Raw genomic sequence first — 591 nt, 5'->3', positions numbered from 1 at the left:
GGGGTGCGCCGCATGGCGCCAGAGCCGCAGGTAGGCCGCCCTGTCCGCCGCCCCGTAGCGCCCGGCTGTCAGCCGCCATTTCACCGCCACCAGCAGGAACAGCGGCCAGAACAGAATGCCCCCTGCCGCCGCCCGGTACATCATCAGCCCGTTGCGGTAGGCGTAGTAGACCTTCCACAGCGGCGAAAACACCCGCTGGCGGTCGTTGTGGAAAGTGGAGCAGTCATGCTCGAACGGCAGGCCGGGATCGAACAGGATCTTCTCGCCGCGCCGCCTGAGCCCCAGCGTGTAGATCACGTCATCGCCATAGAGGAACAGGCCCGGGTCCGGATAGCCCGCCGCCGCCACCATCCGGCGCGGCAGAAACAGCCCGACAAAGGAGGTAAGGTCGATCGGCCGCGGCGCCGCCGCCTCATAGTCGCTGTAGGGGATGTGATAGCCGTCGCGCGCCTTCAGCAGGGTGCGCAGGAACACGCCCGGGTTCCAGAACGGGTTCACCGAGGGCCGGTTCATCTCGCAGATCCGGCCGTCCGGGAAATAGACCGCCGCCGCCAGCGCGGTGTCCAGCGGCCGGGGCCGGGCGTGGAAGGC

Annotated in this window: 1 pseudogene; it reads right to left on the bottom strand. The window is 68.9% G+C overall.

The features are described 5' to 3' along the window. Positions 1-591: pseudogene (locus A9D60_RS26535) on the bottom strand (glycosyltransferase); the annotation flags it as partial.

The sequence above is a fragment of the Leisingera sp. JC1 genome, from assembly GCF_001679925.1.
Classification (GTDB): domain Bacteria; phylum Pseudomonadota; class Alphaproteobacteria; order Rhodobacterales; family Rhodobacteraceae; genus Leisingera.
Note: the sequence above shows the minus strand (reverse complement) of the source record. Positions and strands in the feature narration are given on the sequence as shown.